This window comes from Streptomyces sp. NPDC051364, from assembly GCF_040682115.1.
In the GTDB taxonomy this organism is placed as follows: Bacteria; Actinomycetota; Actinomycetes; order Streptomycetales; family Streptomycetaceae; genus Streptomyces.
This window is the reverse complement of record NZ_JBFBAH010000010.1, coordinates 44,296-68,693: the sequence shown is the minus strand read 5'-3', so window position 1 is coordinate 68,693 and position 24,398 is coordinate 44,296. Positions and strand designations below refer to the sequence as shown.

Below are 24,398 nucleotides of genomic sequence, written 5' to 3'. Positions count from 1 at the left end.
ACACACCGATGATCAACGGGTGGCCGCACCCGTCTCCACAGCGCGTCGGGGTCGCGCAGCGTCCGCCCGCCGTTCCTGTGTCAGGAGGACATGTGCAACGTGGCGAAGTCTGGTGGGTGGAGTTCGACGAGCGGCGGCCAGTCGTGCTGCTGTCGGGAGACGACGCGTCCGGGATCCGGGTGATGCAGGTCGTCGCTCGGGCGGGTGTCGACATCACCGGTCTGGGCGTCGAAGTGGCAGTAGGCGCCGTGGAAGGACTGCCCTTTGAAGGCGTGCTGCGGTTCGCGTTGCCGCGTCCGGGCTTTACCCCTTGCACGTGGCTGACCACCGTGTCCCGGGACGACCTGATCGAGCGAGCGGGCGTTCTGTCCTCCGCGAAACTCAGCGAGATTGAGAACGCCCTCCGTCTCGGTGAGCAGGCGAAGGAGTGGACCCCGGCGACGACCGCGAAGCTCAGCGAGATAAGGAACGCCCTCCGTCTCGGTGGACTCGGGTAGGCGGAGAAGGAACGGACGCCCGCGACGGCGTGGTCGGTCTCGTCCAGATGATCGACGCTGCCAGCTGCCTCCTCGGCGCCCCTCACGATCGAGATCACGAACTACGGCTGGAGTACTAGGCCGTGTTTTAGGAAGCGCGGGCGGCCAGCCACTTGGTGAGGTCGCCCGCGATGCGGTCGGTGCTGGTCTCGACGGTGACGTCGTGTTCGCGGCGGGTGGTGTCGCGGCGTACGACCTCGTATCCGCCCTCGTCCAGGACTGCGACGGAGGCAAACCAGGCGGGGTCGTCTTGGTCGGGCTGGATGACGATGAAGGTGTTGTCGGAGTCGTTCAGGTCGCCGATCAGCATGAACAGGGCGTCCTCGGACGGGTCGTCGACGTGGTCGCCGTTCTCGCTGTCGGCGCAGTAGTACCTGGCGGCCACTGAACCCTCCCCATGCGTGTGCTGCCCAATGCCGTGATCAGGATGGCACGGCTGTGCGGGCGACCGCTGGTTCACAGCCACGAGTGGATCGCCGCTATCTGCACGGTCGCCTCAAAGCGGCAGGCGAGCTTGTCATACCGGGTCGCGACCGCCCGGTGCTGCTTGAGGCGGCTGATCCCGCACTCAACTGCGTGGCGGGCCTTGTGGTCCTCCCGGTCGAAAGCCGGCGGTCGGCCACCGGCGCGGCCACGGCGCTTGCGGTTGCGGACCTGGTCGGCCGGCTCGGCGATGGTGCAGCGGATCCCGCGTCTGCGCAGGTAAGCACGGTTGGCACGCGAAGAGTACGCCTTGTCACCACGCACCCGCAGCGGCTTGCGCCTCGGACGACCACCGCCGACCCTGGGCACCCCGATCGCTTCGAGGACCGGCTCGAACTGCGGGCTGTCACCCCGCTGACCTGCCGTGACCAGCAACGACAGCGGCTTCTGACCCTGCTCGCACGCCAGGTGAATCTTTGTGGAGAACCCGCCCCGCGACCGGCCCAGCCCGTGATCCTCCGGCTCGGTCCCGACCCCTCCCGGGGGCTCCTTCTGCCCAGCCCCGTCCCGGCGGGCACCAGCAGCATGCTGATGGGCCCGGCAGACCGTGGAGTCGACGTTCACCTCCCACGTGATCAGCCCGGCCGCATCAGCCCTCGCCTGCAACAAGGTCAGGAGCCGGGCCCAGACGCCCTCGCGCTGCCAGCGACGAAAGAGCCCGTACACGGTCTGCCAGGGACCGTACTCGCGCGGCAGATCACGCCACGGAACACCCGTCCGCACCCGCCACCGAACTCCATTGATCAACCGCCGCCGGTTCCCGGACCTGCGGCTCACACCTGCCGCAGGCAGCAACGACTCCAGCACCGACCACTGCTCATCAGAAAGATCCCCACGCCCCACACCGTGATCATCACGGTGTGGGGCGTGGGGACGGAACCCCGATCTAAAACACGGCCTAGTCATCGCCGCCCGCCAGCCCTCGGCACGGCCCTGTCCGGCGCCGCCCCGGAGGAGCAGCGTTACCGGCCGAGGGTGGGCATCCAAGCCGGGTGACACCGTCGTACAGGCCGAGTCGCCGAGTCCGGAGCGGCCCCCGGCCCGTCGATCACATGGCCGTCATCCAGTTCTGGTGCCCCAGTATGTCAACTGCTGCCTCGGCTGTTGGCTGCCTAGAGACCGTTCGTGCCGGGGGCAGCGAGGCCGGGCAGGTAGCCCGTCTTCAAGTCCCCCATGACGGCACCCCGAGTGCGTGGCCCTGTCCCTTCCGCCTCCCGCAGGTATCGGGCGGTCTTCATGTCGGGCCCCGGCAACGCTCTCCTTGGTCGGAGCTCACCGTGCTGCAGATAACAGGGCGGATATCTGCAGCAAGGCCTATTGCCCGCCCGCAGCCGGGCCACCCCCGTCGGCGATTGCATCCAACATGGCGAGGTTGGCCCGGGTGGTGAGGGTGTGTGGCTGTTCGGGGCCCAGCAACCGCTCACGGTCGGCCAACACCTGAGCCAGCAGGACAGTGGTCCGTTACATAGGCGCGTACGCGGGAACCGAGGTCCGCCTGGCCGACATCGACCGCGATGCCACCAAGCACGTCGAGGCCAACCGGCTGGCCAAGACCCGCGACGGGTACGCCAACGACTGGCGCGTGTGGGAACGCTTCTGCGCCGAGACCGCCCTGCCCCCGCTCGCAGTCCGCTCCGGCACCCTGGTCCTCTTCGTGGAGTGGTGCTGGCTCCAGCCCGCCCGGCCCCCGCGGCCCGGCCAGCCCGCCGGGAAGCTGACCGCGCCGTCCACCATCGCCCGCCGACTCGCCGGAGTGTCGTCACCGCCCGCCGCGAGCACTGGCTGCAGCTGGCCGCCGACGTCGCCGAGGAGGCCCGCGCCCCGCGCAAGGCCAAGAACGGCCTTGGGGCACAGCGGTACAGCGGTTACCAAACCGGCCGTCACCACCCGCAGCGAGACCATCGCGCAGTGGACCGCAAAACCCTTCTGGCAACTCAACTACACCTCGCCCGACACCGGGAAACTCGATCCCGCCAACACCCAGGTCGTCACCGGGATGATCACCCTGGACATGCGGGTGTCCTCACCCACCGCAGTGCCCTGGACGGATCCCGTCATGGCCTACTCCAGCGTCCGCTTCGACTACGCCGGGCCGACCGCGGGCAAACACAAGGGCACCGTCTTCGCCGAAGCACGCGTCGAACTCGTGATGAGCCTGAAAGACCCTGCCGTCGACCAGAGCGCCCGGCACATCCTCGACGCCCAGCAGCTCCCCGAGCGAACCTTCCCCTCCTGGGCCGGCAAGACCGTGCCCGGAGCGGAATCGCGAGAACGCGATCGCCACATGCAACGATGTCTGGGGCGACTACAGCGGGACGAAGCTCCAATGCGACGAGTACCCCTTCGCCTCAACGAAGGAAGGCGCCGCCGCCCCGGGTAACCGATTCTCCGCCCGACTCATCGAGGGAACCGACAACGAGACAGGCGGCCGCCGCCTCAACGACATGTTCACCCTGAACCGCATCCTCAACGGAGACGCGTTCTACGTGAAGATCACTCCCTGAGAATCAACGGAGACCATGCATGCCGCTCCTTGCCGAGTACGCCACCCTCGCCCAGCCGGACCGAGGGATCGTGGAGGTCTATGACGCCGACGCCTACCTCGGTGACGGCGAGGCACTGAAGCGGTCGAGGGCGCAGGTTGTTGCCGGCAACGGCTACCACCTCTACCTGCACAGTCTCCAGTCCGACATCGAGGTGCAGGTCGCCATCCGGATCTGGGACGCCCCTCAGCCGCCCCCGACAGCGGCTGAGGGCACCGTCGCGCTATCGCTGGAGTCCGAGACAGGACTGCTCGTGGTCAACCAGCTCACGTACGGGCCAGCAGGGGAGATAACCCTGCCCCGCCCAGGTGTCTACGAAGGCCACGCCGCGTGGACAGGGCGAGAGGCGGCTGCCACCTACTACAACACGTGCATTCAGCGTGCTGCTGAGGAGCAATGGAGCCCGGAGCGGATCGGCGCATCGTGGCGACAGTGCCCCGCTGCCGAGGAGTACACCCTCGACCTCTGGTTCGTCAGGGAATCCGAACCCGACGACGATGACGACTAACCTGCGGGAACCCTGCGCAGCATGACCAGCTGGTCCCGTGCCCCCGCCGCAGCGTCAGGGGCACGGGATACCAGGGCGCCATCCAGTGCGCGGGGTCCGCTGAAGTGGGCTCTCGGCCACCGCGCTCAGCACGTCCAGCTCACGGGCCGTCAGCACCACCGGGGCGGGCTGCCGCATCCTGGCCACCAGCCGCCGCGCCACCCGCGGGGCGAGGACCGTCTCGCCGAGCGCCGCCGAGCGGATGGCTCTCACAAGCTGATCGCGGGTGGTGCCCTTCACCAGGTAGCCGGTCGCGCCGCCCTCCACGGCCCGTTCGATCCCCACGTCCGTGTCGTACGTGGTGAGGACGAGCCCCCTTTGTCCCGCTCGGCCCGCCGACGATCTCGGCGGTGGCCGAGCCCCCGTCCATGACCGGCGTCCGAAGGTCGATCAGAGCCACGTCGGGGCGCCGACGGCCGCGACCTCGGGGAGCCCGGCCATCCGGTCGCCGACCTCGCGGGCGGTGGTGCTCGCGCCGACAGGCTCGACGGGTTGAACCCCGCTTCCACCGACCGGTGGACGCGGCCGGGCCGAGCGGGAGGAGTTGACAGGCGACCCACCCTTGCACCACCCTTTCACTACTTACCTAGTGAAAGGGTGGTGTTGGCGTGCTGGAATACCGCATCGACCGGCGTAGCGGCATCGCCACGTACCTGCAGATCGTCCAGCAGACCAAACAGGCCCTGCGCCTGGGCCTGTTGGAGCCTGGCGACAAACTGCCGACCGCACGCGAGGTCGTGGAGGCCACCGCCATCAACCCGAACACCGTCCTCAAGGCCTATCGCGAGCTGGAACGCGAAGGGCTCGTCGAGGCGAAGCGGGGCCTGGGCACCTTCATCCGGAAGTCGCTGGGCAGCGCCCCGGCCGACTCCCCGCTGCGCGACGAACTCGCCGACTGGGCACAGCGGGCCCGGGACGCCGGGCTGGAACGGGACGACGTGGCCGCGCTCTTCACATCCGTACTGGAACGACACTTCAAGGGGGACGGCGACGCATGACGCAAACCGTGATAGAGGCGGAAGGCCTCGGCCTGCGCTACGGACGCCGGGGAGGCTGGGCGCTGCGCGACTGCTCCTTCCGGCTGCCCGAAGGCCGGGTGTGCGCCCTCGTCGGCCCCAACGGTGCCGGAAAATCGACCCTGCTGATGCTCGCGGCCGGGCTCGTGCTCCCCACGGAGGGCACCCTGCGCACGGCGGCGTCGCGCGAGACGCTGGCCTACGTGGGCCAGGACAAGGCCCTCTACCCGCAGCTCACCATCGGCGAGACCCTGCGCATGGGCCAGGAGCTCAACCCCGGCCGCTGGGACGCCGAGGCGGCGCAGCGGATCGTCGACGCCGGGGCACTCGACCCGCACGCGAGGGTCCGTACGCTCTCCGGCGGCCAGCGCACCCGCGTCGCCCTGGCCCTGGCCCTCGGCAAGCGCCCCGACGTGCTCCTTCTCGACGAGCCGATGGCCGATCTCGACCCGCTCGCCCGGCACCAGCTCATGGGCACGCTGATGGCCGACGCCGCCGAGAACGGCACCTCGGTGGTGATGTCCTCGCACATCCTCACCGAGCTGGAGGGCGCCTGCGACCACCTCCTCCTCGCCGACGGCGGCCGGATCCGCCTCTCCGGCCCCATCGACGAGGTCAGTGCGGCCCACCGGCTGCTCACCGGCCCCGTCACCGCCTCCGCCGAACTTGCCGCGCACACCGTCGTCGAGTCCCGTACGACGGGCCGCCAGCTCACCGCACTCGTGCGGCTGCGGGGCCCCGTCGACAGCGGGACCTGGCAGACGATGCACCCCTCCCTGGAGGAGCTCTTGCTCGCCCATCTGCGTTCCCCCGACGCCCCGCCGTTCGACGCCGAGGGCTCCCCGGCCACCGCGGAGGTGCGGGCATGAGCGCGCTCACCCTGAAGGGCCCGTGCTGGGTCACCGTCCGCCAGCACCGGCTCGCACTGTGGACCGTGCCCGCCCTCGTGGTGGCCGGCCTCGCCGCGGTGCTCGCCCTGCGCGCCTGGGCCTCCGACCCCCACGACGGCGCTCTGTACTCGAACCACGCCTACAGAGCCCTGCGCCTGTTCATGGAGTTCGCAGGCAAGGGCCTGGTGTTCCTGCCGCTGCTGGTCGGGGCTTTCGTGGCCGGCCCGATGACCGCCCGGGAGCTGGAGAGCGGCACCTGGCGGGTCGCCCTCACCCAGTCGTTCACCCCGAAGGCCTGGCTCGGCGCGAAGGTCCTCGTGGCCGCGACGGCGGTGGTGCTCGGCTCGGCTGCGCTGGTCGGCGTCTACCGCCTCGGCTGGGTCCGGGTGTCCATGACCTACCAGTTCCACTGGGCCGACCGCGGAGCGTACGAGGCCACCGGCCCCGTCCTCGTCGGATACTGCCTGCTCGGCGTGGCCCTCGGAGTCCTCGTCGGCCAGCTGGTACGGCGTACCCTCGCCGCCATGGCGGTCACCGGTCTCCTCACCGGCCTGACCCTGCTGGCCCTGGGCGCCCTGCGGTGGTCGTTCCTCCCCACGGAGACCGGCACCGCGCCCTACCCCGGAAGTCCCGTGCACCTGATGCCGAACTCCGCCCTACTGATGGACACGGGATACCTCACCGCCTCGGGCGAGCGCCTGCCCTATGACGCCTGTTTCGGGCGGGCCCAGAGCGGCGGCGACTGCCCGGCGGACATGAACATCATCGCCCGGTACACGGATTTCCACCCGGCCTCGCACTACTGGCCGACGCAGCTCATCGAGACCTCTATCGTCCTGGCCCTGGCCGCCGCCGCCCTCTACGCCGCCTTCCGGCTCGTACGGGTCCGCCGCGGCTGACACCCACCGGCACCGCGGACACAGCCGAGGCCGGCACCCTCTCCGGGTGCCGGCCTCGCGCCGTGGAACAGTGTGTGGAGATGTCGCCCGGATGCTCTTACGGATGTCAAGCAGCGATAGTTGACGGGTGGCTGTGCGCTGCTGCGTGGGTGTTTTGCCTGGTGAGGTGTTGGCATTCGCTGAGCTCCCGAGGGGTGAGCCGGTACGTCGGTGCCTGGTCAGGCGAGGGGCCGGGCCTGGGTTTTGATGAGCTGGAAGGCGATGAATCCGGGCTGTCGGCTCAGTTTCTCGTACGTGGCCGGGTGCTGGTGGGGCATTGAGGCGGCGGGTCGGTGTTCGACGAGGCGGTCGATGGCGAGGCCGGCTGCGGAGAACTCGGTCACCCATGCAGGGCCTCCTGGGACTGTTCGGTTGTTCCTGTATCCCCGAACTACCAGGAGGCCCTGCCCTCATGCGCGCGCCATTGGAAGATTGCCCGGCCAGGATCCCTGTTCGACCCACACGTTCCGTGAGCGGTCGAGATACGACTGACCGGCGTTCGTGTGCTGGCTGGGACTGGCGACGGCCGACACCTATTCGCCAACGCCGGAGCCCTCAAGGCTTGCGCGGGGAGCCTTCGGTCACCAAGGCCGGCGGCAGAAGCTGCATGGCTATGAGTCGGAAGGTCAAGAACCGGCGACGTGCCTGCGTCGTTGCAGGATCCACCGGCAGGGCTGATTCAAAGTCACCGGCCAGCCGCATCGTCGCAGGTCAAGGCGTTGAGCCCAGGCACACCATCGACGCTGAGCTGATGCCAAGTCAGGTGATGTCATGCAGCGAGGCAACGTTGAACTGCATAGACGGCGACTTGGCACATGTCCGGCCCAGCGAGACGAGTCGGCTCGCCGCGACTTTGAATCAGCCCTGGATCCACCGGTGTACGGGCGGTGTCAGGCTGGCGCCCACGAGGAATCCGAGCACGACGCTCTGGCTCGCGAACGCGATAAGCCCGATTACTGCGCACAGAACCAAGCCGGTCACAACCAGGCCCGTGGCCTTAACGCGCGGGGTTAGCTGGTTCAGCCATTTCACCGTCGAGAGAGTCGTGAGATATGCGGTGGAGCCGAAAGTGGCCGACGCCAGAGCGGTTAGAGTATTCATTCCGCAGCCTTTCAGAATCGGAAGCCGAGATGTGTCTCTTCGGCCGCCAGGGTCAGCTGTGTTCCCTATTCGGGATCACTTGGCTGCCGGTCTGTTTACCTGCAGTATCCGTAGTTTTACGTGATGTTCCCTGATCTGCATAGTGTCGTGTTGGTGGAGCAGAATGAACACTAGCGATCCTGACGGGGTGATCAACAGAATTTGAGCAGTTGCTGAGGTTTCCCTGCCCAAGCGCCCGCCAGGCGAGGGTGAAAAGGTGAGCGATTTCAGGCCGTTGTGGCGTAATGAATACCGCTGCACCCGCCATAATTCGGCGGATCCTGGCCTGATTTGCTCCAGCGGCCCGGTCGACCTGCCCCCGAGTCGGCGTTTCAAGTCATTTCGAGAATCGTTTCAGCCCCGGTGAACGACGTGATTGTGCCGCCGACTCGACGGCTTCCAGAGAGAACCGCGATCCCTGTCATGGTTTGACCACATAACAGGAGCGCGCCGGCTCGGGCGGTTCGTCGAGGCCGCGCAGCTGCCTCGTCACGATCGGCCATCGCTGTTCCAGACCTGATGTGCAAGCACCTCGGCAGGAAGGCTCTCGTCCACGACCATGCTGCAGTCGTCGCGTAGGGTTCGATGTGCTGGTCGTGAGCAGCACGCCGGTGGTCGAGGTAGTTCCGAAGGAGGGCTTCAAGAGGGAAGCCGTCCCGTAGGCACTTGCGCTCGATCTTCCGGGCGAGGCGGAAGTCGGCGGGCAAGCCGACGAAGACATCGAAACGCATGGTCGCCGTCCGCGTGCGACGTGGCGGGCGAACAGCCCGTCAACGATGACGACGGGCGAGTCGGCCTGCGCCGCGCCAGTGTCCTGGACGAGACGTTCGAGGTCCAGTGAGCGCGGGTCGCCGACGCGAACGGCTGCTCCCGGGCCTCGTCGAAGCTGACAGAGCCGCCACCAGCCTGCAGGACTTCGCCGAGCACGGCTGGCCCACGAGGTTCCTCGCCGGCCAGCTGCGCACCAGCACGCAGACTCTCGCTGCGATCCGAAACCGGGACCGCCGGCGCCTGGCCCTCGCTCTGGACCGCAAGATTCAGCGCCTCGCCACGCTGTTGTTCGCCAGCGATCCAGTCGACCACGGTATCGCCGCCAACCGGAGCCGCCGCGCCGCCGCCCGCCACCGAGCCTTGTTGATGACCTCCGCGGTCACGGTTTCCCGGCAGATGCCCTGACCGTTCGTCCGACGTTTCGGTCAGCGTGCGGTGCAGCCGCGTAGCTACTACCTCCCAGTCTGTCCCCTGCCTGATGGCAAGGGAACCGGCGGCGCTACTTGCCGCAGTTCGGCGCGATGACCTCGGCAGGAACGCGTGCACGAATCGTTCCAGCCTGCCGCTGGCCGGTCGCGCCCTGTCCGCTGTAGGCGCTGAGCCCGATGCCGCACCCGTCGGGATCGCCCAGCTCCACGGCGTCCGCGAGGATCAGCGCGGCGGCCCGGCTGGTGCCGCCCCCGTTGTAGCCCCACCCAAATCCTCCGTCGTCCGGCTCGGGCAGCTCGCGGAGCAGCTGCGATCCTGCCTTCCACGTGTTCGACAGCCGCTTCACTCGTGCCCGTCTCCGCAGCCGCGACTGGTGGTGGAAGCGCCGGCGGAACCGTTTGTCGGGCGCGGTGGAGGCGCTCCTGCAGTTGAAGGAGGTCGTTGGGGCGGATGGGACGACCTCGCCTCCGCCGGCCTGACCTGAGCGAGGCAGCTGAGAAGACACAGATCAGCCGGGGTCGGACATGCAGGACAGCAGGTACAGCCAGTTCATCAAGGCAGCCGACCCGCGGACCGGGCAGATGACGACGGACGCTCTTATCTTTCACTTAGAACGTTCCCCTAGCGTCTCGTTCATGATGATGCAACGTGGTGCAGTCGGATCTGTTGTCCTCACGGCCGTGGTCTTGACGGCCACCGTCGGGGTGGCCGTCGCGGCTTCCGCCCCAGACAAGGCCGCCTCGGTGTCCCACGGCAAGGTGACGGACAATCTGTACATGTCGCTCGGTGCATTCGAGGATGCCGCGTCCGGCGAGGACCCTAAGGTCAAGGCCATGATTGACCGTGCGGACATCGGCGGCGTACAGGTGGTGGTGCCCTGGAAGGCCCTTGAGGGGAAGAAGGGGGAGTACAAGTGGTCGCGGCTGGACAATGCCCTGAAGTATCTCCAGGAACGCCACAAGAAATTGTTCGTCCAGGTTCAGGATCGGTTCTTCGATGTAGCCATGACGGACGCCAACGTTCCCCAATATGTGAAGGACGCGGGCGGGGTCGCGCCGACGGTCGATGAGAACCCTGACAACCCCACCACCCATGGGGCCATGGCCGCGCAGTGGAACAAAGAGGTGCGAGCAGACTTCCAGGCCATGCTGAAGGCGATGGCGGAGAAGTTCGACGGCAAGCTCGCCGGGGTGAACCTTCCGGAGACCGCGGTCGAGGTGGACACCAAAAAAGATCAGACCAAGTACTCCTCGAAGTCCTACATCGATGCCGAGATCGACAACATGCGCTACGGCAAGAAGGTATTCACCAAGACGCAGTTCATCCAGTACATCAACTTCCTGCCGGATGACGACGACCACAAGCGCATGAAGGAGATGTTCGACCTCGCCAGGGACAAGAAGATCGGCATCGGAGGACCGGACACCCTGCCGGACCGAAAGTACCAGATGGAGAACTCCTACAAGTTCCTCCACGAATACAAGGATGCCCTTCCCCTCGTCGCGATGGCCGTCCAGGAACCCGACATCAACGCCAAGGACCTCAAGACCGGTAAGCCGTACACCCGCGAACGGTTCACGGACTTCGCCCACGACTACCTCGGTGCGCGCCAAATGTTCTGGACTACCGAAGCGGACTGGCTGCAGAAGCCCCCGGCATGACACGTGCACGAGTGCGGCCACTCAGACCCGTGTGAGTGACCGAGCGCTCCCTGGGGGCACCTCGCGATGTGATCAGCACATGACCTACGGGAATTGCGCAGCAGAGTCTGAACGCCCTCAAAACAACCCCAGGGCCGGCTCCGCACGTCTGTCGTCAAACGATCGTTTGCCGACACGGCCTTCGGGGATGGAGCACTCGTCGTCGGGGCCCGCGTCGCAATTAGGGCACGCGATCTTGGTACAACTGCGACGGGTTCTGCGACCGCTGCTAGCCTGCCGTCCATGATCAAGAGCGGACTGGCAGGCCGAATAGGCAGCATGGCGGGGGACAGCAGGCCGGAGCGCGTGCTGATCGCCGCCAGTTTCGTCAACCGGGTCGGCAACGGTCTGTTCAACGCGGCGTCGGCGCTCTATTTCACCTTGGTCGTGGGCCTGCCCGCGGTGCAGGTCGGCGCCGCACTCACCATCGCCGGAGTGATCGGCTTGTGCGCGGGGATACCCGGAGGGCACCTCGCCGACCGGCGCGGGGCGCGCACGATCATGATGGTGGCCCTCGCGGTCCAGGCGCTGTCGATGGCGGCCCTCGTCCTCGTCGAGAGCTGGGCCGCGCTCACGATCATCGCGACGGTCGACCAGATCGCCGCGGCGGCCGGTGGGGCGGCCTGGGCCGCTCTGGTGGTCCGGGTCGGGGGTGATCGCCCGGCCCTGTTCCGGGCGAAGTTGCGCACCTTCGTCAATCTGGGCGTCATTCTCGGAACGGTGGGTGCCGGGCTGGCCTTGGCCGCGGACACCCGTGGCGCCTATGTCGCGCTGATCCTCGGCAACGCGGCGAGCTTCGCCCTGTGCGCAGTGCTTCTGCTCCTGCTGCCCCGCTATCCGGTGCTGGCAGCACCGCCGCAGCAGCGTCGCTGGCTCGCTTTCGCGGACCGCCCGTTCCTGACGTTCACCGCCCTCTACGGGGCCATGGGACTGCAATACCCGGTGGTCTCCCTGCTCCTGCCGATCTGGATCTCCGAACACACCGAAGCGCCGCGCTGGACGGTGGCCGCACTGTTCGCCGTCAATGCCGCCTTCTGCGTGCTGATGCAGACCAGGATCGGCTCCCGGATCGAAACCCCGTACGACGGCGGCAGGGCCTTTCGCACCGCGGGGCTGCTCTTCCTCGTCAGCTGTCCGATGATGGCGCTGGCGGCGTACACCCCTGTCTGGGCGGCAGCAGGACTGGTCCTGGCAGCGATCTTCGTCCATAGCCTGGCAGAGGTCTGGGAGTCCTCGGCGTGCTTCGCCCTAGGCTTCGGTCTCGCCCCCGACCATGCCCAGGGCCAGTACCAAGGTCTCCTCGGCCTCGGCTTCAACGCGGGCCAGGCTCTTGCCCCCGCGATCCTCACCACGGTGGTGCTAGGCCTCGGCACGGCGGGCTGGCTGCTGCTGGCGTTGTTCTTCGCGGCGCTGGGCGCTGCCGGCCCCTCTCTTGCCCGCTGGGGCATGCGGACCCGGCCGCAGCCGGGCGTTGCTGCGGAAGCCACGGGATGACCACGGAGTAGGTGTGTCAGGCCGCTTGGCCGTAGCCGTCCACGCCGGGGACATCGCCGCGCAGCGGACTGAAGTCGACGTCCAGGTGCGGTCGTACTCCTCGGGCTGTATGCCGAGTTCGTGGGTGGAGTACTCGCCGAAAGCGGCGGCCGGAGGTGCGGGCGAGCTGCCGGGCCTGGCGCTCGGGCCGCCCGCACCCTGGACCGGCTCGCGCGTGCCCTCGTTGACAGCCCGGAGTTCACCCGGACCGCCCTGGACGCGGACGCCTGGCCCCACAGCGGGCCCTCCGCTCTTCTGTTCGCGAGCCTGCTGCACCTGTCCGGCCGGATGGAGGGCGCCCAGTTCTGGTTCCAGTACGCCGCTGGTGCCGGTTCGACTACCGCAGCCCGCGCCCTCTACCTCCTCCATCTGTCCCGGGCCGAGGTCGCCATCGCCCACCATTGGCAGGCGCAGACCACCAGCCCCACCAACGACGACGAGGCCGGCCTGCCGGTCTTGCCGGCCGTCCCCAATGACCTGGAGGTCGCTCGGGGTGCCTCTGTCATCTGGTCCTCGCCCCCCATCTCCACCACCGACCTGGCCACCAACCCGCCGACCAACCCCAAAGCCGTGCGTCAATTCCCACCGCCGCTGCACCGCGCGATGACCGCTCTCGTCCCCCGTGAGGACATCGAGTTCGGCGAGGTCTACAGGACCACCAGCCAGCTCGCCTCGGCCTTGGCCCGGTGCGCCCGCCTCACCCCCGCCGGACTCACCGCCGACGCCAAGCAGGGAGCCCGAATCGCCCGCCGAGCCCCCCAGCGGCCAGCCTGCTCCAGCCTGGCCGCCGCCCACCGGGCCCTGCGCGTGCTCGAGGTCGTCCACCGCCACGGTGGCGGGGTCCGCCTCACTCAGATCGCCCGGGAGACAGGACTGGGCCAGCTCCACATCAACCAGGCTCTGCAGCAACTCGTCCGCGCCCAGCTCGCCGCCCCGATCACTCCGGACGTCTACACCGCCGGCTCCGCCCTGCAGCTCGCGGCCGCCGACCGCGACCGGATGGGCGAGCTCCGCGACACCCTCGGATACCTGCGCGACGCGGTGGGAGCGGCCGTCTACATCGCCAGCTACACCGAGGGAGAGGTCTCCATCACCCAGTACGCCGACGGCCCGCGCACCCCGGTCGTGCACGAATGGGTCGACTTCCGTGAAGCTGCCCACGCATCCGCCGTCGGCAAGGCCCTCCTGGCCCAACTCGGCCCCGACGAACGCCACGACCACCTCAACCGATACCGCATGGAGCAGTTCACCCCCCACACGATCACCAGCCCGGAGGTACTCTTCGACGAACTCGACGACCGCTGGCCCGGCCAGCCCCTGCTCGATCTGCAGGAGTACACCCTCGGCACCGTCTGCGCCGCCGTCCCCATCGGTACCGGCACCGAACCCCAGTGCGTGGCCCTGTCCCTGCCCACCCCCGACCCGGACCGGCTCCAGCAGGCCGCCCGAGTCCTGCGCAACGAAGCCGTCGCGGTCGTCCTCGCACTCCTCGTCGCCGGCGACGACCTCCGCACTCCCCCCACACCACCTGCCACCCCGCACGTCACGGCCCCCCGCGGCCACTGACACACCATGCACCTGCCCCGCGGCCTGTTCGGCCGCGGGGCGCGCTGTACCGCGGCAGGGGCCTGAGCCCCGCTTCGGCCAGTCGGAGGTGCGAGTCGTGTGACCCGTTCTTTGCGGAATTCTGGGCGAGGACAGCTGCGCTGGGCGGCCGCAGTGTCGGTGTACTTCAGTGCCAGGGCCTGCGGACCGCCGACGCGGAGGGCGTCGGCGCCGAGTCGGGCGCGTTCCTGTTTGGCGGTGCAGCCGGCTACGGCCTCGGAGAGGGAGTCCGGCTGGGCAGCGGCGTGGCCATGTGGCCTTCCGGTGCGCTGCAGGTGCCGGGTGAGCGCGGCCGCGACGAGCTCCCACTGCATCTGGCGGTTCGCGAACGGCTCCCCGGCCTGAAGGCCACCGTCGTTCGTGCTGAACAGCGCCCTGAGATCCCGACCAAAACGAAGATCGCCGTGGGCCCAACCTACGCCCGCGTGGGCCCCATTGGGGTAAGCATGCCCGGATCCCGCGCCGCCCGCCTCGCGATGCTGGCGTATTGCGGCGCTGTTCTACGGAAATCGACCGGAGACAACAACCTCTCCCATGCTCCTGGCGGACCGGCCCGGATCGTCGTCTGGGGCGCTGTCCGCCGTCCCGCCGCGCAGCCGATCCGCGAAGGCATACGGCGTGTCCGGCCGGTTCATGCCGCCACAGTCGTCGGCGGGCCAAAAAGGGAGGGTGAGCTGCAGCTGTCCAGAAGTGCCATCGCGCTCACGGTTTCGGCCGAACCTCTGGGGATACTCGCCTGGCCGGGCAATTGGACGAGCGCGAGTCGCTGAGTGTCACGACCGGCTGACGCCGCAGGTCCGCGGCGTGCCCGCCGCCGCTGTTCGCCGCAGGGTGACCGCCCAAGGCGCCGTCAACTATTAGCCATTAACCAGAATCCAAGGCATTAGCCGCTAAGAATTCCCCAAATTGCGGTTCTGGTCTGAAGTTTTCCTGTGATCCGACTCACTACGGAAACCCTTTGGGCGGGATCCGTCAAGCGGGATACGTTCGGGGCACACGCAGCTCGCCGGCTCTGACCAGGCCAACTGGGCTCGTAGACATGGCAATTCGCACGGGGGGCGGAGCCAGGATCGGTTCGGGGCCGAAAGTGTCCAAGCCGCCGGCTCCACGAACAGGTTCCTGATCTCCGCACCCCTTTGTGCGTGACACAAAGGAAGAATACGTGAATCGCAACACGGTACGCATCGGGGGCGTCGCTGTACTCGCGGCCCTGGCCCTGGGTCTCGGCGGCACCGCCGCGCAGGCGAGCACCGCTCCTCCTGTTCCCCACGCCATCACCGCGACGACGCAGGACCAGCAGCAGGCGATCCGTTTGCTCGCCAACGGCCTTCTGAACTCTCCCATCGAGTACAGCGCAGCCGAGCGCGCTGAGCTTCAGGAGATCGCGAACGGCGAGAGCTCCACCGCCGGACGGCTCGACCCCCTCATCAAGCTGCTCAAGAAGGTTCCGGGCTTCGCCGCGGCGGTCGCCGGGAAGTACAGCGACTTCAAGGCGTGGTACGACGGCCTGTCCTGGTACTGGAAGGCTCCGCTGTCTGCCGCTGGCGTGGCTGGCGACCTCTACACCATCTGGGAGTTCTTCCACTAACCGGCAAGCCGAGCTCTGACTGAAAGGGGGTGCGCCGCAGCCACAGCTGCGGCGCACCCCCTGCATCGTCGCCCGTCACAACCCGAGAGGTCATGAGTCATGAGTAACCACTCGTACTCCATGCAGGAGGAGAAGCAGAAGCCGGGATGGTCACTGACCGTGCTGCTCTTCGGCGCGGTCAACGCCGTACTCAACTTCGGCGGCATCTGGTCATGGTGGACCTTGCTCTGGGGGCCGCTGTTCGCCATCGGTGTCGGGGCCATGATGTACGAGTGGCGGCTGCTGGCCCATAGCCGGTGGCGCATGAGCAGCCTGGAGTGGATATTTCTCGCTGTTGCCCACGTCGGCCTCGCCGCCTCGCTCGCAGCCGTCTTCGGCATCCTTCGCCCCTGACCCACTGGCGGCCAGCTTCAGCACAGCGCGAGCTGGGCGAAAGAGCTGCAAGGGCCACCCGGTGTCCCACAGCCGTCCGATCGGCCACCGACTACGGCGAGGCCCCCCAAAGCGGACGGCCGCCAGGCTTCGACCACGAGACCTACAAACAGCGGAACACCTCGAGCGGTGCATCAACCGCCTCAAACAGTGGCGCGGCCTGGCCACACGAACCGACAAACTCGCCATCGCCTACCAGGCCGCACTCCACCTCGCCGGCATCCTCTTTTTTTGCGGTCAACGGCATCACCTCGCCGCGATGGGTGACGGCGAGCACCTCGCAGGCCGCCGTGCTCACGGCGGCCTGGCGAAAGGGAGAAGTCAGCATTGACGCCGTGGACCACGCGGGCCTGTTCGATGAAGTCGTTCATCGCTTCCTGATGCTCTTGCCTGTGGCGGTTCAGCAGCGGCCGCAGGTCTTCCGCCCAGCAGTCCACGAGGAGAACGATCCGCTCCCGCGAGGTAAGCAGAGGTACCTGGCGGAGCGCCTCTTCCGCCGCGTCATGGAGGTCCAACATGCCGAAGGCGTCCACAAGCAGGTCGGGGCGCGGCACCGAGGCCAGGGTGCGGGAGGTGGACGGGCCGTTCCACAGTTTGCCGCCCTCGGTGCCGGCTTCGGCGCAGACGACGCGGAGCCAGTGCGGGTCGGCGGCTTCGGACAGGGTCCGGCCCCGGTACCCCCACACCCGGCGGCCGGTGGCTCGCAGGCCGAACTGGTCGGCGGCGTGCTGCTGGGCGGCCAGCATCCGGTCGACGGTGGTGGTGGCGGGGGCGTCGACGACTCCGTCGAGCGCCATGAACAGCTGCGCGCTGATCTTCCTCATGCCGGTTCTCCGCACACGATCGCGGCCATGGCACGACCAAAGTAGACGACGCGGGCACGTTGAACCCGGTACGCCGCCGCTCCGCCGTTCCGCGCGCCCCTACTTCACGAACTTCAAGACGGCGCGGCCGACTTTCCACGCTCCGCGGGCTGCCGCGCCACCCTCCACTGCTTTCTGACCGAGTGCGCGCATGCGAGCCCGGTCTTCCGTGGATGCCGACTGGTACGCCTCCTCGGCTTTCACTCCCGCATAGACGCCGCCCGCAGCGCCCGCGGTGACACCGACGACCATGCCCGTCGGGCCGGCGATCAGGAACCCCGCGATGCCCCCGCCGGCAGTTAGCGCCGCTGTCACGGCGGGGCCGACGACGTAGCCCACGGCCACGTCCGGTGCCGCTTCCACGAGGGTTTCGACATAGTCGAGGTACTGTTTGTCCGCACGCGCCTTGCGCAGATTGCGCAGGTATTCTTCCTTGTCTTCCTCGAAATTTCCCACCGTTGATCCTCTGCTGCGGCGATGAAGGTCTTGACGAAGACCTTGAGGAGGAACGAACTTGATGATGCCGGCGGCCCCAGCCTCGCGGGAGGCGCCCACACGACCGCGCCCACGGCAATACGGCGCCGTCACCTTTTGAGCCTGCCGCATGGATCCGAACAAAGGCAATCCCCTTCCTGATACGAATGCGCATCATGGAAGAAGAAAGGATTCTCTAACGGAATATCAATGTGTCTGCCGTGACAGGTGGAGACGGCAGGCAACGCGCGGGGCAGGGGCTACCGGTCTGCCGCGGGGCGCCTCGTCAGGAATTCCGCGAAGCGCTCCCCCCAGGTACGGGACGAGGAACTCTTGCAGCTGCTTGACGCCTGCGCGACAGACCTGGACATCGCACGCCCGGCGACGGCCCTCACGGACGCGCTCACGGCGTGCGGACTCTCAGGGGCGCGGGTCGAGTCGATCGGCCCGCAGGTCTGGCCGGCTCGACCAGCCCGGTGGCCAGCGGGGAGATGCTGTCTCCGAACCTTCGGCGCAGCACGCCGAGTTTCTGCGCGAGGCGGGCGCGAGTGGACCGCGCCGGTCCCGGTGCAGTTGCCGGTGATGTTCCGTCTCGGCCGCGACGCCGTGCCGGGCATCTGGGGGCAAGTGCCGGTGTGGCGGTCAGAGGTTGATCAAGTCGCGGACGGCGTCGGTCAGCGTACGCGCCTGGTCGGGGTGGTCGAAGTAGTACTCGCGGATGCGGTCCGCGAGTTCACAGTCGACCGTGAACGGCTGCGGGGTAGCCGGCAGGCATAGTGCCGCACGCGCCGCATCGTCCAGGTGCTCGGCCAGCGGCTGGTAGACCCTCGCGTCGGCTTGGCCCATCAGCTACTCAAACGAGGGGCGCGGGCCGACCTGCGTGAGCGGCCTGGTCGAAGTCCTCCACGACCTCGTCAGCCGCCCCCGGATCCGGCACTTCCATTCCTACGGCAGCTGTGGCTGGCACCACTCGAAGTTCCACAACGGGCCGGCCCGCATCCTGTACCGGGCGAAAGTCAACGAGCTGCTGCGCGAGGCCGGCACGGGCTACGAGCTGGCCGCAGAGGGCGAGGACCTGGGGCGATTGGTCGCCGTCATGGACGACGCCCGCAGCGACCTCGTGCACCAGGCGCTCAACGACAGCCCGCCCGACATCACCGCCGGCGTCCGGCACGCCATCGCGCTCTTCCGTAGCCGTGACGCGTCGCCTGAGAGCAAGCGGTCGGCGATCTTCAACCTCGGCCGCATCCTCGAGGAACGCCGCGCCCTGATCAAGGAGCAGCTCGGGAAGGACGAAGGCGCCCTCTTCGAGATCGCCAACCGGTTTGCAGCGTGACCGCCGGACTTCCCGGTTCCGGGTTTGGAGCACCGGCCGGGCAGGAACCATGGCCCGCGTGAGACGTCGCGGCTCTTGCGACGCCCCACAGCTGCACGGATGCACGGCGCCAAGGAACTGGCTCCCTCTAGCTCGGAGTGCCGATGGACTGCACCAATTCGCCCCTCGATTTCACCCAGGTCGCGAACCTCTACGCGCAATTGTCCGGCACACTCGCGGGGTTCGCCCTTGCGGCCGTGTTCATCGTGGTCTCGCACCTGCTCGGCGGCGCCCCGCCCGTAGGTCGCCGGGAAGAGGCGCTGGACAAGGCGGTGCCCGTCCTGCTCTCGGCGCTCCTGGGTCTCATCTTGACCTCGCTCGCGTACTGCATCATCGCGTCCGACGGCCAGAACACCGGCCGGGCGATAGTCGAGCACGACGTCGCGGGCGTCGCGTTCTCTGTCTCCGGAGCGATGCTGATCTTCGCGGCCATCCTCCTCCTGGAGAGCGTGCTGCCGCACACGGCGGCCGACCACGGGCGCCGCCTGCTCGGCCAGTGCGCGCCTCTGCCGATGTTCACGCTCCTGTGCAACGGGGTGTACGAGTACGGCAGGGCGTACTACACAACGGTGCCCGGTTGGCTAGGCCTCCTCATCGCAGGCCTGCTCGTCCTGCTGCTCGGAGTCTCCGTGGTCGGCTACATCGCGTACGGCCGTCCCGGCTTGGACGGAGTCCGTCTGGCGGGGGACGGGGCGACGCGGGGGATCGCCGGGGGCGGGCTGGCGGTCGTCACCGTGTGTGTCCTGCTGGTGAGCTGCACGGTCGCGCTCGGCGGGAGCGGCTGCCCGGTGCCGATGGCCGGCGTGGTGGCGGTCATGGTGGCCGGTTTCCTGGCGGCGGTCGGCCTCGCCGTCTGGCTGTTCCTGACCCGCCCACCACGTCCCGTGATTCCGGTACCCGCACCGGTACCCGCGCCGGCCTCGGCCCCCGCCCCTCCGGCAGCTCCGGCAGATTAGTCGCGGCCGCCTGCCGCGTGCTGCCCCGCAGGCGGCGCAGGGGACTCCCATGCCTACGCGGAGGCCCCGGCCGCGACGTTCCCGACCCGATGAGCCAGGAAGAGAACACGTTCAACGACTGCGCCGTGATGATCGAGGCCGGCACAGCCCTGCACATCGGACGACGCCGCCCGTAACGCGGATGATCAGCCGGCTGCGGCGGACAGCACCACATCCACGAGCCTGTCCGCTGCATCCGGCCGCCCATGCGCCCGAGCCCGCTCCGCCATCGCCGCCCGCAGGGCGGGGTCGGTCAGGAGCGGGCCGACCGCGCTCTCCAGGGCCTGCCCGGTGACCTCGCCGAGCAGAGCGAGTGCCGCACCCGCGTCGGCCAGATGACGGGCATTGTGCGCCTGCTCATTCCCGGCCGACGTGGCGAGCGGGACGAACACCGCCGCCTTACCGAGTGCGGTCAGCTCAGCCAGAGTGCCGGCCCCGCTCCGGGACACCACGATGTCGGCCAGCGCCAGCACGTCAGGCAGCTCCGGCCCGACGAACCCGGTCAGGTGATACCGGCCGGCGAGAACCGGGTCCAGTCCGGCAGCGGCCACCCGCAGCTCATCGACGTTCGCCGGACCACACTGGTGGATCACGTTCGCGTGACTCAGCAGCCAAGGCAGCACGTCCCGGATCACAGCGTTGATCTGCTGGGCGCCCTGCGCCCCACCGGTGACATAGACCGTCGGCAAACGCCGGTCGAACCCGTACAGGTTCAGTGCCTCGACCGCCTTGTCCGCCTGACCGCCCAGCACTTCCGGCCGCACCGGGTTCCCGGTGACGACTGCACGCTCGCGCACGTTGGCAGGCAACAGCGGCAGCGAGGACTCCGAGGACACCGCGATACGCGTTGCTGAACTCGCGAGCTTGCGGTTGGCCAGGCCAAGCCGGACGGTCTGCTCGTGCAAGACCAGCGGACGGCGGCACAGCCGCGCGGCCAGCCCGGCCGGGACCGCGACGTACCCACCCGTCGCGAGGACGACGTCCGGCTGGAATCCGGACACGATCGTCCGAGCCTGGGCCACACCGAGCGGCACCCGCGCCATGTCCTTGACATTCGAGGCGGACATCATCTTGAGCGGGTTCGCCGAACGACGGATCTTCCCCGTGGCCACCGTCCTGAACGCGATCCCCTCCGCCGGAGCGACACGCGCCTCAAGACCCTCCGCGGTCCCGATCCACAAGACGTCCAGCGTGCTGCCCGCGTCCGCGAGGCGGCCCTGCAAAGTCCGGATCGCCGTAAGAGCCGGGTAGGTGTGACCGCCAGTCCCACCGCCCGTCACGAGCAGACGGAACGAACGCGGGAGCGCGGAGGAAGTGTTCACCCCACGCACCCTACTGGCTTCCCAGCCCCGCACAGTGACGTATCCAAAGCGGCCCGGGAGGTGCACCTCCGGTCAGAGTCAGACTTCCGACCTCGCGTTCGGCAGCTGCGGGCATGCCCGCAGTACGCCCCGACGCGGGCCAGCCGGAGTGGCTGCTCAATCGGCTCGAGGAAGGAGGCCGTCCGTGTCGCCGGGGAGCCGCCATGGTGCTCCCCGCCGACGCGGGTGGTCCGGCTCCAGACCCGGTTCCATGGGATACGGGGCCGTGGTCATGCGTCCTGCCCGACCGCCCATGACGGCTTGATCACTACGACAGTCTGTAAGGCCAACTTCATGGATGGCAGTGAGTTGGGAGGGCAAGGTGGGGGTTGATGCGGGGTGACAGGCGGCAGGCGGTACAGCGCCGTGGTCTGGCCGGGAGGTCACCCAGGCGGCCGCAAGCCGCCAGGCCTGGCCTGACCGACCCAACCCGGCCGGCTCCCTGAGCCTCTCGAACATTTTCCCGATCGCCTCGGGAGACGCCGGAGCTGGCCAGAAGGCTCCGTGAGGTCAGGCTCCGGAGTGGGCTGGCTTCTGCTGCGCCTCCCGCAGCTGAGTGCGGCACGCGTGGCATAGGGAGTTCGCCCCGACGCCGTAGCGGCAGCAGGGTTGGCGGCACTTCGCGCAGGGGCCGATCTGGGAGGGGGCGCAGCTCAGTGCGGGCGGTCTCGTGGACGGCTGGGGTGTGCTCACTGGTGAGGGCCTTTCGACGGGTGACGGTCAGAGCAAGAACGCTGTAGGAATCCGAGATGCTGAGCGTTTCCACCTGGAATAATTGCGATGGTTGAGCACAACTCAACGGCCCTGTGGAGCGGATAATTGAGCAGGGCACGGGCCCGATCGGGGCCCGTGTCCAGGTGCTGCTTCTGCATCGCTACCGGCAGGCAATAATCGGGATCCGTACTGGTCACCTATGCTGCCCGGATGACCGCACCGTCGCCCCCGCCACTGACTCTGGAAGCCGCCAGGGACCTTCAGAACATGCTCGGAGCCGAGATCGGCCCCGGCCTCAGCGAGTGGGAACTCGACGCGGTCGAAGCTCGGTTCGGCTTCACTTTCTCGGCGGACCACAGGGTCTTTCTTGCCGCCGGGCTCCTGCATGGGTCGCGAAGCTGGCCCGACTGGCGGAACGGCGACGCCGAGGACCTGGCCGAGCGGCTTGCCGGACCGGTCGAGGGCGTGCTCTTCGATGTGGAGCACAACGGCTTCTGGTACCCCGGCTGGAGTCCGAGGCCCGCAGGGACATCCGACGCGGTGCAGATCGCACGGTCCGAGTTGGCGGCCGTTCCGCAGTTGGTCCCCGTCTACAGCCACCGCTACCTACCTGGCACAGCAGGCGAATGCGGCCACCCCGTGCTGTCCGTCCACCAGACCGACATCATCATCTACGGGAACGACCTCGCCGACTACATACGGAACGAGTTCATCGGCCGGGCGAGCAGCCTTCCCGGCCACTCAACCGTTGGCTTCTGGTCGTACTTCGTCCACGGCGGTCCCGGCACCGACGTCGCCACGCCCATCCCGTACACCCCCTATGCCGTCAGCGCGCAGGAGGCTGTCGAGTGCCTCCGGATGCTGGCACTGGAGCGCCTGATCGGCAGACAGCACTACCCGCACCAGCTGATCGAGGCAGCCCTTACGGCGTTGGTCCTCGAAGTCGAAACGGAGTCGCTTCCGCTGCTCGCCGACCTGCCGCGCACCGAGCATGAGAGCGCCGATGCGCTCTTCGACCAGGTACTGGCTGAGCTGGGCCTGACCGAGGGCCTTCCCGTCGATGGCACCGGTATCCCCTGGGAGGCGGCACGCTGGGAACTCGTGCGCTGGTGGCTTCGGCTGATCGTGAACGGGAGTCTGGCCCCGGGGGCCGGCGGTGACGTGATCACGTACGAGGGCTGGGGCGCACTGGCCCGGCCTCAGTCGCTTCGGCCGCTGGTCGACCAGGTCGGTGCGTACAACGACTGGGAGGCGATCCGGCGCGGCACACGCGAGCAGTTGGCCGGAGCGATCGTCGCGGAGGCCGAGCGCCTGCTCGACGGTCCCTGGCCACCGCTGGACTGATCTTCCGGAGGTCCGTTTCGGACTGCTGAACTATCCAACATTGCTGATGTACCGCTGAGATACGAGCTCGATAGCTGAACTACATCGGGCCCCTACAAACGCTTTTCCGCTGGTTATCCGCGTGGGGCTCGGGTTCTGGTGGTGGCGAGGGTGGCCGGGCGGAGGGCGCCGGGGCCGTAGCGGGCTCGAGCGCGGTCGGTGATGGCCTCGATGGCGAGGGCGCGGTCGTCGCCGGGGTCGAGGGTGAGTTGCTGGGAGGCCTCTGCCGCAGGGCGGAGGTCTTGTGCCCGCAGGCTGATGGCGCGGACGCGGGCCCTTTGAAGGCCGAGCAGGTCGTAGAGCTCCCACGCGCTGGTGGCGAGGGGGCGGGTGTGGGCTGTGGGTTCGGTCAGGGTACGGCTGCGGGTGCTGCTGGTCCGGTCGGCGTAGCGGACCAGCAGGGTGAGGTTTCCGGCGGCCTGCTGGTCGTCGCGGAGCCGTGCGCCGAGCTCTTCGGTCAGGTCCAGCAGGGTCTTGCGGTGCTCGGCGGGGTCGAGGACGTCGTGGTCGAAGGTCCGTTCGGCGCTCATGGATTTTGCGATCGGCACGGGCTGGACGGTGCGCAGGTCCTGGCCGTTGGCGTGGGCGTGGAGGGAGCGGCCGGTGGCGGCGCCGAAGAGACGGACGAGAGTGGGCACGGGGGCGTCCGCGATGTCGCCGATGGTGTGCAGGCCGTAGGTGCGCAGTTTCGTCGCGGTCGCGGGGCCGACCTGGTGGAGTGCTGCGGCGGGCCGCGGCCGCAGCCACGCCTGCACATCCCGGGCCTCGATGACCGTGGTGGCGCCCGGCGGGGTCGCGGCGGCCGCCATCGCGGCGAGCATCCGGTTGGGGGCGATCGCGCAAGTGGTCTGCACGCCGTGCAGGGCCGTCGTGCGCAGCCGCAGGAGAGCGGCCACCTGTTCCGGAGTGCGGTTCCAGTAGCGGAGCGCGCCGGTGATGTCGAGGTGCGCGGCGTCCGGGGGGATGGCCTGGACCCGCGGGGTGATGCCTTCGGCGAGGGCGAGGAGCTGCCCGTACAGGTCCGGGTGGGCGCCGTAGGGGAGGTGGAAGTGGGCGTGGAGGATGCGGCGTTCGTTCATGGC

26 protein-coding genes and 2 pseudogenes are annotated in these 24,398 nt (G+C 68.4%); 19 read left to right on the top strand and 9 right to left on the bottom strand.

Going from position 1 to position 24,398, the window contains the following annotated elements; genetic code table 11:
* Positions 1–92 precede the first annotated feature (92 nt).
* Complete coding sequence (locus tag AB0M76_RS22095; RefSeq protein ID WP_351408166.1) at positions 93–497, top strand: type II toxin-antitoxin system PemK/MazF family toxin; 405 nt, start codon at positions 93–95, stop codon at positions 495–497.
* Positions 498–624: 127 nt separating this feature from the next.
* Here AB0M76_RS22095 and AB0M76_RS22090 read toward each other — a convergent pair whose 3' ends face one another.
* Together AB0M76_RS22090 and AB0M76_RS22085 are read right to left on the bottom strand one after the other, a co-directional pair.
* On the bottom strand, positions 625–921 hold the full coding sequence (locus tag AB0M76_RS22090; protein ID WP_365954495.1) for a hypothetical protein: 297 nt from the start codon (positions 919–921) through the stop codon (positions 625–627).
* A 71-nt stretch (positions 922–992) separates the two neighbouring features.
* A complete protein-coding gene (locus AB0M76_RS22085; RefSeq protein WP_365954494.1) occupies positions 993–1,862 on the bottom strand; it encodes an IS5 family transposase in 870 nt (289 codons plus the stop codon).
* 610 nt (positions 1,863–2,472) lie between these two features.
* Between AB0M76_RS22085 and AB0M76_RS22080 the strand changes: the two genes are divergently transcribed.
* From AB0M76_RS22080 to AB0M76_RS22070, 3 genes are read left to right on the top strand one after another with little or no spacing between them, the layout of a single operon-like run.
* The gene (locus AB0M76_RS22080) at positions 2,473–3,399 is read left to right on the top strand and encodes a hypothetical protein (RefSeq protein ID WP_365954493.1); all 927 of its coding nucleotides are present in this window, start codon (positions 2,473–2,475) and stop codon (positions 3,397–3,399) included.
* On the top strand, positions 3,296–3,523 hold the full coding sequence (locus AB0M76_RS22075) for a NucA/NucB deoxyribonuclease domain-containing protein (protein ID WP_365954661.1): 228 nt from the start codon (positions 3,296–3,298) through the stop codon (positions 3,521–3,523). The genes AB0M76_RS22080 and AB0M76_RS22075 overlap by 104 nt, the downstream gene beginning before the upstream one ends.
* Before the next feature lie 19 nt (positions 3,524–3,542).
* Entirely contained in the window at positions 3,543–4,070 is a 528-nt protein-coding gene (locus tag AB0M76_RS22070; protein ID WP_365954492.1) for a hypothetical protein, read from the top strand.
* A gap of 54 nt (positions 4,071–4,124) precedes the next feature.
* Here the strand turns inward: AB0M76_RS22070 and AB0M76_RS22065 are convergent, their stop codons facing one another.
* Complete coding sequence (locus tag AB0M76_RS22065) at positions 4,125–4,394, bottom strand: hypothetical protein (protein WP_365954491.1); 270 nt, start codon at positions 4,392–4,394, stop codon at positions 4,125–4,127.
* 323 nt (positions 4,395–4,717) lie between these two features.
* Between AB0M76_RS22065 and AB0M76_RS22060 the strand changes: the two genes are divergently transcribed.
* Genes AB0M76_RS22060 through AB0M76_RS22050 form a run of 3 tightly spaced genes read left to right on the top strand, consistent with a single transcriptional unit; the run spans position 4,718 to position 6,914 of the window.
* Positions 4,718–5,107, top strand: a complete 390-nt coding sequence (locus AB0M76_RS22060) for a GntR family transcriptional regulator (protein ID WP_365954490.1) — start codon at positions 4,718–4,720, stop codon at positions 5,105–5,107.
* Positions 5,104–5,994 (top strand): ABC transporter ATP-binding protein, encoded by an 891-nt coding sequence (locus AB0M76_RS22055; protein WP_365954489.1) that lies wholly within the window; start codon positions 5,104–5,106, stop codon positions 5,992–5,994. Before AB0M76_RS22060 ends, AB0M76_RS22055 begins: the two co-directional genes overlap by 4 nt.
* A complete protein-coding gene (locus tag AB0M76_RS22050) occupies positions 5,991–6,914 on the top strand; it encodes an ABC transporter permease (RefSeq protein WP_365954488.1) in 924 nt (307 codons plus the stop codon). The genes AB0M76_RS22055 and AB0M76_RS22050 overlap by 4 nt, the downstream gene beginning before the upstream one ends.
* Before the next feature lie 218 nt (positions 6,915–7,132).
* On the opposite strand, the gene AB0M76_RS22045 is transcribed toward AB0M76_RS22050, so the two are convergent.
* A complete protein-coding gene (locus AB0M76_RS22045; protein WP_365954487.1) occupies positions 7,133–7,297 on the bottom strand; it encodes a hypothetical protein in 165 nt (54 codons plus the stop codon).
* Positions 7,298–8,930: 1,633 nt separating this feature from the next.
* Here AB0M76_RS22045 and AB0M76_RS22040 point away from each other — a divergent pair.
* Entirely contained in the window at positions 8,931–9,269 is a 339-nt protein-coding gene (locus AB0M76_RS22040) for a hypothetical protein (RefSeq protein ID WP_365954486.1), read from the top strand.
* Between the two features lie 94 nt (positions 9,270–9,363).
* On the opposite strand, the gene AB0M76_RS22035 is transcribed toward AB0M76_RS22040, so the two are convergent.
* On the bottom strand, positions 9,364–9,639 hold the full coding sequence (locus AB0M76_RS22035; protein ID WP_365954485.1) for a hypothetical protein: 276 nt from the start codon (positions 9,637–9,639) through the stop codon (positions 9,364–9,366).
* Between the two features lie 289 nt (positions 9,640–9,928).
* Here AB0M76_RS22035 and AB0M76_RS22030 point away from each other — a divergent pair, with 289 nt between their 5' ends.
* The 8 genes and pseudogenes from AB0M76_RS22030 to AB0M76_RS21995 all read left to right on the top strand — a co-directional run bounded on the left by AB0M76_RS22030 (position 9,929) and on the right by AB0M76_RS21995 (position 17,020).
* Complete coding sequence (locus AB0M76_RS22030; RefSeq protein ID WP_365954484.1) at positions 9,929–10,954, top strand: hypothetical protein; 1,026 nt, start codon at positions 9,929–9,931, stop codon at positions 10,952–10,954.
* A 345-nt stretch (positions 10,955–11,299) separates the two neighbouring features.
* Complete coding sequence (locus tag AB0M76_RS22025) at positions 11,300–12,487, top strand: MFS transporter (RefSeq protein WP_365954483.1); 1,188 nt, start codon at positions 11,300–11,302, stop codon at positions 12,485–12,487.
* Between the two features lie 120 nt (positions 12,488–12,607).
* Positions 12,608–14,092 (top strand): IclR family transcriptional regulator C-terminal domain-containing protein, encoded by a 1,485-nt coding sequence (locus AB0M76_RS22020; RefSeq protein WP_365954482.1) that lies wholly within the window; start codon positions 12,608–12,610, stop codon positions 14,090–14,092.
* Positions 14,093–14,382: 290 nt separating this feature from the next.
* Entirely contained in the window at positions 14,383–14,901 is a 519-nt protein-coding gene (locus tag AB0M76_RS22015) for a hypothetical protein (RefSeq protein ID WP_365954481.1), read from the top strand.
* Positions 14,902–15,293: 392 nt separating this feature from the next.
* Positions 15,294–15,719, top strand: coding sequence for a hypothetical protein (locus AB0M76_RS22010; RefSeq protein ID WP_365954479.1), 426 nt, complete (start codon positions 15,294–15,296; stop codon positions 15,717–15,719).
* 99 nt (positions 15,720–15,818) lie between these two features.
* A complete protein-coding gene (locus tag AB0M76_RS22005) occupies positions 15,819–16,112 on the top strand; it encodes a hypothetical protein (RefSeq protein WP_365954478.1) in 294 nt (97 codons plus the stop codon).
* A 113-nt stretch (positions 16,113–16,225) separates the two neighbouring features.
* A pseudogene (locus AB0M76_RS22000) lies at positions 16,226–16,482 on the top strand (hypothetical protein); the annotation flags it as partial.
* Positions 16,483–16,486: 4 nt separating this feature from the next.
* Positions 16,487–17,020 carry a hypothetical protein gene (locus AB0M76_RS21995; protein WP_365954477.1) on the top strand — a complete coding sequence of 178 codons (534 nt, stop codon included), beginning with the start codon at positions 16,487–16,489 and terminating at the stop codon, positions 17,018–17,020.
* A 54-nt stretch (positions 17,021–17,074) separates the two neighbouring features.
* Here AB0M76_RS21995 and AB0M76_RS21990 read toward each other — a convergent pair whose 3' ends face one another.
* Positions 17,075–17,470 carry a hypothetical protein gene (locus tag AB0M76_RS21990; protein WP_365954476.1) on the bottom strand — a complete coding sequence of 132 codons (396 nt, stop codon included), beginning with the start codon at positions 17,468–17,470 and terminating at the stop codon, positions 17,075–17,077.
* A gap of 660 nt (positions 17,471–18,130) precedes the next feature.
* A complete protein-coding gene (locus tag AB0M76_RS21985) occupies positions 18,131–18,334 on the bottom strand; it encodes a hypothetical protein (RefSeq protein ID WP_365954475.1) in 204 nt (67 codons plus the stop codon).
* Positions 18,335–18,374: 40 nt separating this feature from the next.
* Here AB0M76_RS21985 and AB0M76_RS21980 point away from each other — a divergent pair.
* Positions 18,375–18,815 (top strand): annotated as a pseudogene (locus AB0M76_RS21980) (hypothetical protein); the annotation flags it as partial.
* A 152-nt stretch (positions 18,816–18,967) separates the two neighbouring features.
* The gene (locus AB0M76_RS21975) at positions 18,968–19,819 is read left to right on the top strand and encodes a hypothetical protein (protein WP_365954474.1); all 852 of its coding nucleotides are present in this window, start codon (positions 18,968–18,970) and stop codon (positions 19,817–19,819) included.
* Positions 19,820–20,004: 185 nt separating this feature from the next.
* On the opposite strand, the gene AB0M76_RS21970 is transcribed toward AB0M76_RS21975, so the two are convergent.
* Positions 20,005–21,138, bottom strand: coding sequence for a UDP-N-acetylglucosamine--N-acetylmuramyl-(pentapeptide) pyrophosphoryl-undecaprenol N-acetylglucosamine transferase (locus AB0M76_RS21970; RefSeq protein ID WP_365954473.1), 1,134 nt, complete (start codon positions 21,136–21,138; stop codon positions 20,005–20,007).
* Positions 21,139–22,143: 1,005 nt separating this feature from the next.
* Here AB0M76_RS21970 and AB0M76_RS21965 point away from each other — a divergent pair.
* Positions 22,144–23,277 carry a hypothetical protein gene (locus AB0M76_RS21965; RefSeq protein ID WP_365954472.1) on the top strand — a complete coding sequence of 378 codons (1,134 nt, stop codon included), beginning with the start codon at positions 22,144–22,146 and terminating at the stop codon, positions 23,275–23,277.
* Between the two features lie 113 nt (positions 23,278–23,390).
* Here AB0M76_RS21965 and AB0M76_RS21960 read toward each other — a convergent pair whose 3' ends face one another.
* A complete protein-coding gene (locus AB0M76_RS21960) occupies positions 23,391–24,395 on the bottom strand; it encodes a hypothetical protein (protein WP_365954471.1) in 1,005 nt (334 codons plus the stop codon).
* Positions 24,396–24,398 lie beyond the last annotated feature (3 nt).